Origin of the sequence: Luteitalea sp. (assembly GCF_044337415.1) — a bacterium.
In the GTDB taxonomy this organism is placed as follows: domain Bacteria; phylum Acidobacteriota; class Vicinamibacteria; order Vicinamibacterales; family Vicinamibacteraceae; genus Luteitalea.
In genome coordinates, this window is the sequence record NZ_JBIINP010000272.1 from 1 (window position 1) to 4,607 (window position 4,607).

The following is a 4,607-nucleotide window of genomic DNA, read 5'->3' on the forward strand; positions in this document are numbered from 1 at the left end:
GAAGCCTTTCACGCCGACGTCGCTCACGACCAGGGTCCGGCAGCTGCTCGACACGGGGCAGGACACCGGCAGGGCGGTCGGGTAATCTCCCGACTCGACCATACGGGGCTCGGCTGATACCCTCGGGGCCGCTTGGGCGCCTTCAGTTCCATTTGCGTCGGCCTGTTCGGCGCGTATGCCTTCACCGCGGCCTACGCGCTGATTCTGTGGGCGCGTGACCGCCGGGCGCGGCTGCCGCTGCTCGTCGCGGCACACGCCGTGTCGGCGGCGGCGCTGGCGCTGTCGCTGCTCTGGATCTCACGCGCCTCGACGGTCGGGGCCATGCAGATGGCCGTCACGGTTCGCGTGTGGACCATCGTGGCCACGGGGCTGTCGGTCACCGCGATGCTGGCCCTCGCGTCGCGCCAGCCGATGGCGCCCTGGCTCGGCGGCCTGGGCGCCTACATGGCGGCGCTGCTCGCCTGGCGTCACTACAGCGCGCCATTCGCCGCGGATGTGGTGGGGGTCCAGCGCGTGGTCTCGCTCGGCGAGTGGGTCTGGGCTCCGGTGCGCGCCCCCGGCCTCGCGTACCTGGGCATGCTCGGCCTGCTCGCGCTGGTCGCCGCGTTTGCGCTCCTCTCGGCCACGCGCCTGTGGAAGAGCGACAGGTTTGCCGGTGTGCTCCTCGGCATCACGGCGCTCGCGGGGCTGCTGCTCGCACCACGGCTCTCGCTGATCCAGGCCGGGCTGATGACGAGCCAGCTGATAGTCCTCGTGCTCCAGCTCGCGATCGTGCTGCTCGGGGTCGTCCTGCTGGCCCGTGAGCACGAGTCGCGGGCGCGCACCGCCCTGGCTGCCGAGCGGCTCTATCGGGGCATGTTCGACCAGTCCTACCAGTTCCTCGGGGTGCTCGACCTTGAGGGACGCGTGCTCGACGCCAACCGGACCTCGCTGGCCAGCGTGGGACTGACGGTGGCCGAGGTCCGCGGCCAGCGCTTCGAGGACACGGCGTGGTGGCAGGGGTCGGCGGACCGCTTCCGGCTGCGCGAGGCGCTCGCCGACGCGGCGGCCGGCGTGGCGCGACGCTTCGAGGCCTCCTACATCTCCGGCGCCGGGCCGCGCCTCATCGACTTCTCGGTCCGCCCCCTCCGCAACGCGTCGGGCACCGTGATCCGGCTGATCCCCGAAGCCCGCGACATCACGGAGGAACGCGCCGCCCAGGAGGCCCACCGCAAGGCCGACCTGCAACTCCAGCAGTCGCAGAAGCTCGAGGCCGTCGGCCAGCTGGCCGGCGGCATCGCCCACGACTTCAACAACCTGCTCACCGTCATCCACGGCTTCGCGGGACTGCTCGCCGCGACGCCCGAAGCCCGCGCGCGCGGCATGGAGCTCGAGCAGATCCAGGCGGCCTCCGAGCGGGCGATGTCGCTGACGCGCCAGTTGCTCACGTTCAGCCGGCATGCCGTCACCGACGACCAGGTGCTCGACATCAACGCGCTCGTCCAGCGCGCGGAGCCCCTCCTCGGCCGGATGCTCGGCGCCGACGTGGCCCTGACCGTGTCACTCGGATCGGATGCCCCGCGCACCAAGGCCGATCCCGCGCAACTGGAGCGCGTGCTGATCAACCTGGTCGCCAACGCCCGCGACGCGATGACCGACGGGGGGCGCCTGCGCATCATCACGGGACGCCTCGATCCGGCGACCGCGCCCGAGCGCCTCCGCTCGCTGCCGGGCGCCGCCATGCTGACCGTGAGCGACACCGGCCACGGCATGTCGCCCGACGTCGTGGCGCGGCTGTTCGAGCCCTTCTTCACGACCAAGGGGCCCGGCCGAGGCACGGGCCTCGGCCTGGCGGTCGTGGATCGCGTCGTCAAGCAGGCCGGCGGGCTCGTCGATGTCGTCTCCGCGCCAGGGGCGGGCACGACCTTCACCATCGCCCTGCCCGCCGTCACGGGCACGGAAGACGCGAGCGAGGGAACCCTCGCCTCGCCAGGCCAGGCGCGCACGTCGCCGACGGCCGACGCCCCTGGCGGCGAGACGGTGCTGGTGGTGGATGACGAGCCGCCGGTGCGGCACCTCGCGGCGGCCGTGCTCCTGCAGCGCGGCTACCGCGTGCTCGAGGCCGGCGATCCGAGCCAGGCCCTCGAGGTGGCGCGTGCGCACGGTGCGCCGATCGATCTGCTGCTGGCCGACGTGGTGATGCCCGGCGGCAGCGCACGGACCATCGCCGAGGGCCTGGCCAGCCAGTCGCCCCCGCCGCGCGTGTTGGACATGAGCGGCTATCCGGCCGACGAGGTCGTGCGCCGCGGCGTCGCGACCGGGACGTCGAGTTTCCTGCAGAAGCCGTTCACCCCCGACCGCCTGGCTCAACTCGTGCGGTCCCTGCTCGACGCGCCCCCGACCGATGCCGATTGAGCTCGGGATGGGCCCGTTCCGCTTCGTGTGCGGCAGCCTCGCCGGCGCGTTCCTGTTCGCCTCCCTCTGGCAGCTCACGCTGTGGGTCCGCGAACGCGCGCCCGTGTCGCTGGCAGCCGCGCTGCACGGCGCCGCCTCGGGCGCCTATGCAGTGGCGCTGCTGCGCCTCGTCGATGCCGGGACCGTGGACGAGATGCAGCGCGCCGTCGACTTCCGCGCCTCGACGGCGATGGTGCTGGCGCTCACGGCGGTGTACCTGGCCGCAGTGTTCGGCGGCATCCGGCCGCGACGTCCCCTCGCCATCGCGGCGGCGGCCATCACGGTCACTGCAGCGGCCCGGTGGCTCGAGGGATCGCTCGGCACCGACGTCCGGTCCATCGAGTCGCTCGTGGTGTGGGGGGAGCCCCTCGCGGCGCCCGTCCGCGTGGCCGGCCCGGCGCACTGGGCGGCCGCGGTGATCGTGGGCGGTGTCTCGTGCTTCATGCTCGTCTGCGGGTGGCGTCTTCGCGCCACCGATCCGGTCAGCGGCCTGCTGCTGCTGGCGACGGCCGGCGGCTCGCTGGTGAGCATCCCCTTCGTCACGGTCCTCCAGCCGTCCGCGCTGCCGTGGCAACCGCTCACCGTGCTGCCGCAGCTCGGCCTCGGCCTGGTGGGCGCGACCGTGCTGGCCCGCGAGCACGAGGCCAGGGCCAGGGCCGCCGGCGACGCCGAGCGCCTGCTGCGGGCGGTGTTCGACCAGACGTTCCAGTTGGTCGCGCTGCTCGACCTCGATGGCCGCGTCGTCGACGCCAACGCCTACGCGCTCGAGACGGTCGGCCTGACGATGCCGGCCGTCGTCGGCGTCCCCTTCGAGCACACGCAGTGGTGGCGCGACTCGCCGCAGCGAGGCTTGCTGCGCGAGGCGATTGGCGTGGCTGCCGGCGGCGGCACGGCGCGATTCGAGGCTCTTCACACCTCGACCACCGGCGCTTCGTTCCGGGTCGACTTCTCCATTCGACCGCTCCTCGACGAGCACGGACGGGTGATCCGCCTCATCGCGGAGGCACGCGACATCACCGAGCAGGTCGGCGCGGAGGAGGCGCACCGCCGGATCGATGAACAACTGCATCAGGCGCAAAAGCTCGAGGCGGTGGGGCAACTGGCCGGCGGCATCGCGCACGACTTCAACAACCTGCTGACGGTGATCAACGGCTTTGCCAGCCTGCTCGGTACGGCGCCGGAGTTCACGCACCGACAGGCCGAGATCGCCCAGATCCAGGCGGCGTCCGAGCGCGCCATCTCGCTCACGCGGCAACTGCTGACGTTCAGCCAGCACGCCGTGGCCGACCTCCAGGTGCTGCACCTCGATGACCTCCTGCGACGCTGCGAGCCACTGGTCCGGCGGCTCGTCGGGCCCACCGTCAAGCTGCGACTCTCCGTCACACCGGGGACGCATTCCGTCAAGGCCGATCCCACCCAGCTCGAGCGCGTGGTGATCAACCTCGCGGTCAACGCCCGCGACGCGATGCCGGGCGGCGGCGCCCTCGAATTCACGCTCAGGGGATTCGACCCGGATCAGGACACCGTGACGCTGGCCGCGCCAGCGGACTGGACCGTGCTGGCCGTCAGGGACGCCGGCAGCGGCATGCCTCCCGAGGTACGTGCGCGCCTGTTCGAGCCGTTCTTCACCACCAAAGCCCCGGGCAAGGGCACCGGGCTCGGCCTCGCGGTGGTCGACCGCATCGTCGCGCAGGCGCGAGGCCTCATCGACGTGCGGTCGCGCGTCGGCGCCGGCACGACGTTCCTGTTGTACTTCCCGGCGACTCAGGACGCCGAGATCCCGGCCGACGGCGCCATCGACGCACCAGCCACCGGCGGCACCGAGACCATCCTCGTGGTCGACGACGAGCCGGCATTGCTGGAACTGGCGGTCGCGGCCCTCGCCATGCGTGGCTATCGCGTGCTGCAGGCGGGATCGCCGGCGCAGGCGCTCGACGTCGCGGCTGCGCACGGTGGCCGCATCGACCTGCTGCTGTCCGACGTCGTGATGCCGGGAGGCAGCGCGACGGTGATCGTCGAGACGCTGCGCGAGCGGCAACCGGACCTTCGTGTGCTGTTCATGAGCGGCTATCCTGCCGACGAGGCCGTGCGCCGCGGCGTCGTCGCGGGCCAGGCCAACTTCCTCCAGAAGCCGTTCACGCCCGACGGCCTCGCGGCCCGCGTTCGCCACCTGC

Annotated in this window: 2 protein-coding genes; both read left to right on the top strand. The window is 72.5% G+C overall.

The window, feature by feature from the left end:
• Nucleotides 1-132: 132 nt before the first annotated feature.
• Nucleotides 133-2,394, top strand: coding sequence for an ATP-binding protein (locus ACIRDX_RS20685; protein WP_396627330.1), 2,262 nt, complete (start codon nt 133-135; stop codon nt 2,392-2,394).
• Nucleotides 2,384-4,607 (top strand): ATP-binding protein (locus ACIRDX_RS20690; RefSeq protein WP_396627331.1); only part of this gene is annotated, 2,224 nt, incomplete at its 3' end. The genes ACIRDX_RS20685 and ACIRDX_RS20690, both read left to right, overlap by 11 nt.